This window comes from Rhodococcus sp. CX, assembly GCF_015865005.1.
In the GTDB taxonomy this organism is placed as follows: Bacteria; Actinomycetota; Actinomycetes; order Mycobacteriales; family Mycobacteriaceae; genus Rhodococcus.
In genome coordinates this window covers 25,342-28,873 of the sequence record NZ_JADZGH010000130.1, presented here as the reverse complement: position 1 = coordinate 28,873, position 3,532 = coordinate 25,342, and the positions used below count along the sequence as shown (strand labels likewise).

Annotated in this window: 2 protein-coding genes and 2 pseudogenes; 1 reads left to right on the top strand and 3 read right to left on the bottom strand. The window is 69.4% G+C overall.

Annotated elements, in window-relative coordinates; translation table 11 throughout:
* The 3 genes and pseudogenes from I0Q12_RS14205 to I0Q12_RS14195 all read right to left on the bottom strand — a co-directional run.
* Nucleotides 1–232, bottom strand: a pseudogene (locus I0Q12_RS14205) (peptide-methionine (R)-S-oxide reductase); the annotation flags it as partial.
* Between the two features lie 79 nt (nucleotides 233–311).
* The gene (locus I0Q12_RS14200; protein ID WP_197252526.1) at nucleotides 312–1,652 is read right to left on the bottom strand and encodes a glycosyltransferase family 87 protein; all 1,341 of its coding nucleotides are present in this window, start codon (nucleotides 1,650–1,652) and stop codon (nucleotides 312–314) included.
* Nucleotides 1,653–1,662: 10 nt separating this feature from the next.
* Nucleotides 1,663–3,222 carry an alpha/beta hydrolase gene (locus I0Q12_RS14195; RefSeq protein ID WP_197252525.1) on the bottom strand — a complete coding sequence of 520 codons (1,560 nt, stop codon included), beginning with the start codon at nucleotides 3,220–3,222 and terminating at the stop codon, nucleotides 1,663–1,665.
* Between the two features lie 178 nt (nucleotides 3,223–3,400).
* Between I0Q12_RS14195 and I0Q12_RS32850 the strand changes: the two are divergent.
* Nucleotides 3,401–3,532 (top strand): annotated as a pseudogene (locus I0Q12_RS32850) (cell division protein ZapE); the annotation flags it as partial.

Genomic DNA, 3,532 nt, shown 5'->3' with positions numbered 1-3,532 from the left:
CCCGGCGCATCCCCAGCGAATCGTCGGGCCGCAGGATCACCGCGTCCGAATCGGCCGGATCGTAGAACGACGGCCACCCGCAGTGCGAATGGAACTTCTCGCTGCTGCGGAACAACTCCGCGCCGCAGGCGCGGCACTCGTAGACACCCTCGGTCTCGGTGTCGGTGTACTCGCCGACGAACGGGCGTTCCGTGCCCGCCCGGCGCAACACCGCGAACTCCTCGGGAGTCAACAGCTCCCGCCATTCCTCGTCGCTGCGTTCGACCTTCGGTGCGGGATCCGGGCGGGGCGTGGAAGTCATGATGCCGAGGCTAGTCGCGGACGGCCTGTGCGGCCATGCGTTCCTCGGGTTCCTCCGGTTCGTCGGGGACGGCGGCGGCGGGTTTCTTCGGCAACAGGAATGCCGGTTCGATGCCCGAATCCAGGCGTCCCTCACGGCGCGCGGCGAGGTACCGGTCGAGCAGCACCGCGAACACGACGATGATCAGCAGCGACCACCCGAACGTCGTCTTCATGTACTCGGCGGCCCGGCCCATCTCCGGCCAGCGGCTCGACAGCCAGCTGTCGTAGCTGAGGAAGCCGTAGACGGCCAGCCACGCCGGCCAGTTGCGCATCACCGAGTTCGGCAGGACCACCGTCATCAGCAGCGGGAACAGCATCATCGAGTAGTACATCTGGCCCAGCGAGCCGAGCAGGAACGAGGCGGTGAGCAGCAGGCCGGTCGCGGTGCCGACGAAGAACAGCTCGTCGTGGCGGCAGTAGCGGTACAGCAACCACAGCGCCACCAGCACCATCGCCATGAGCACGACGCGGAGCCCCAGGATCAGCCAGCTCGGCAGGCCGTAGTACATGCCGTTTCCGACGATCGCGCTGTTGAAGTAGTCACGCGCCTCGAGCAGGTAGGGCGTCGTGTGTTCGACGAACTGCCACGGGTCGACGGAGAGCGGCCAGGCGACCGCCATCAGCGCGACCGGCACCGCCACCGCCGTGACGAACACCTTCCACTGGCCACGGACCAGGGGCAGGAACAGCAGGGGAGCGAGGATCGGTTTGACCGCGAACGTCAGACCGATCGCGACGCCGGCCCACAGGTCGCGACGCTCGAGCAGCAACGTCAGGAACGCGATCTCCCCGAGCAGCACGAGCCCGTTGATGTTGGTGAACACCAGCGTGTTCGTCACCGTTTCGGAGGTGAACGCCCCGAGCACGAGGATCGGCGCGATCACGGAATCGAGACCGTAGCCGAACATGCGCAGCAGCAGGTACAGCGCGATCAGGATCGCGATCGCGTTGGCGAGAATGAACAACCAGCGGGAGCGTTCGGGGTCGATCACTGCGATCGGTGAGATCAGCAGAGTGCCCGACGGCGGATACAGGTAGTGCGGATCGACCCACCGGAAGTTCGCGGTGTAGACGGGCTGCCGATTGAGGAACGCCAGCGCCGCGTTGTACACGGGTGTGAAGTCGTCGGTCCGGAAGCCGTTGACGGCTTTGATCACCACACGGTGCAGCACCGTGAGCAGGGCCAACGGCCACACAACGCACTTGACCACCTCCACGGTGGTGCGTGCGGTGCGGGGCTCGAGACGACTGAGGAACACTACGGCACGGTACACCGGAGCCGCAGATCGGTGATCCACCCGCCCCGGCATGACGGTGCGCTCAGGCGGGACACAGGCTGCCGTTCGGCGGTAGTTCTCCGGTCTCGAGATACGCCGCGACCCGGGCCTGCGCGCACGTCGAGTGCAGGGCCGCCGCATAGCCGGCGCCCTGCCACGACACCACCGCCCATCGGGCGCCCACTGCGGTCAGTGCGCCGGTGACGGATTCGAGCCCGCCGTTGCCGACGATGGGGTCGGCGGCGGACCCGAGGACGAGCACGGGCACATCCACCGCATCCGGCAGCGGCGGCGCCGGCATGCTCGGCCATGCGGAACAGGCCGTCAGTCCGGTCGCGGTGTCCGCGCCGAACAGCGGGTAGCTCGCTCCCCATGTGCGCTGCAGCTCCAGGGCGCGGGTGGGCGTGGGCTGCCGCTGCTTGTCGCTGCACCGGGACACGAACTGGCCGGCCGAGCTCAGCTGCGCCTCGGCGAGGTCGACGAGTTCGAGCAGCGGCATCACATCACCGTCGCGCGCGGCGGCCAGCGCATCGGACAGTTCGCGGACGCGGGCCTGCTGGTCGCCGCGGGGGCTGCCGAGGAACCCGGTCACGGCGGTGAGCATCGCGTTCGACGACAGCGGTGCCAGTTCCCCGTTCGCGGCCTTCGCGTGCAGGTCCTCGAGGACCGCCCGCGGCGTGGTGCCGAGCGAACACTTCAGCGCCACGCACTGGCGGGCGAACGCGTCGACCGCGGCTTCGGCGCCGCGCGCTCGGCTCTCCGCGAGAAGCTCGGCGTCGGCGGTTGCGGCGGCGGGGGAGTCGAGGATCAGCCGACCCACGTGCGTCGGGTACTCGGCGGCGTACGCCAGCGCGACGGAGGCGCCGTTCCCGATACCGAGCAGTCCGATCCGCTCCACGTTCCAGGCCAGGCGCAGCTGGTCCAGGTCGTCGGCGGCATGTGCGGCCCCGAACATCAGCTCCTGCGGTTGCAGGTAGTCGGTGCACGTGATGGTGATCTCGCGGCTCAGCTCCGCGACGCGGCTCGGTCCGTCGCCGCTGCGGCCGAACTGGCCGAGATCGCCGAGCGCACGGAGGTCGGCGGGATAAATGCAGTCGATGGGCTGTGACGGCCCGATCCCGCGCCGGTCGACCGCGACGATCGGTCGTGTGGCGAGCAGACCGGACATCGGTCCGGTGGCGAGGGCGGCGAGTGCGGTGCCGGACGGCATGTCCGTTCCCGTGGTGAGCACGAGCGGCGCGACGTCGGTCGGGGTCTGCGGCAGGCGTGCCCGCGATACCCCGAGCGGGAACGTTCCCGGCACCGTCCCGGCCTCGTCGATGGGCGCGGTGATCTCCGAGCATTCGAGGACCAACCCGGTCGGACCGGTGGGCAGTTTCTGCGCCGCGACGGTGTCGGCGGTGCAGTCGCGCCACGCCAGGTCCTCCTCGGGCACGGGCAGCCCGGGCTCGGTGGGCTCGTCCTGTTCGGGGGCGGGGACGGCCCCGTCACCGACGTCCCGAACCACCGCGACGTCGGGCCTGGCCGAGGGCCCCGTCCCGCAGGCGGTGACCGTCGCCGCGAGCGCGACGAGGGAGACCGCGAACACACCGGTTCTGCGCATGCCGACAGCCTGCCAGGTCGCCGGGATCCGGGTGTGCACCGGTCCACGCGCGCAGCGTACGCGGGCGTGTGACGCGTGCACTCATGCGAGGTGAAGATCGGGTGACGCCGATGTGAAGTAGGTCGCAATCCGCCGCTGGTGTAGGTATGGCCTCATCACACGCCTCTACCCTGGAGGAATGCAGGAACGTCTCGTCGATCGCAGTCCCGTGGTGCCGGCCGAACAACTGGTTGCACAGCTCGTGCCGCCCGCGATGTTCGACGAGGTGAGCTTCGCGTCGTACATCCCCGATCCGAACCAGCCGAGCCAG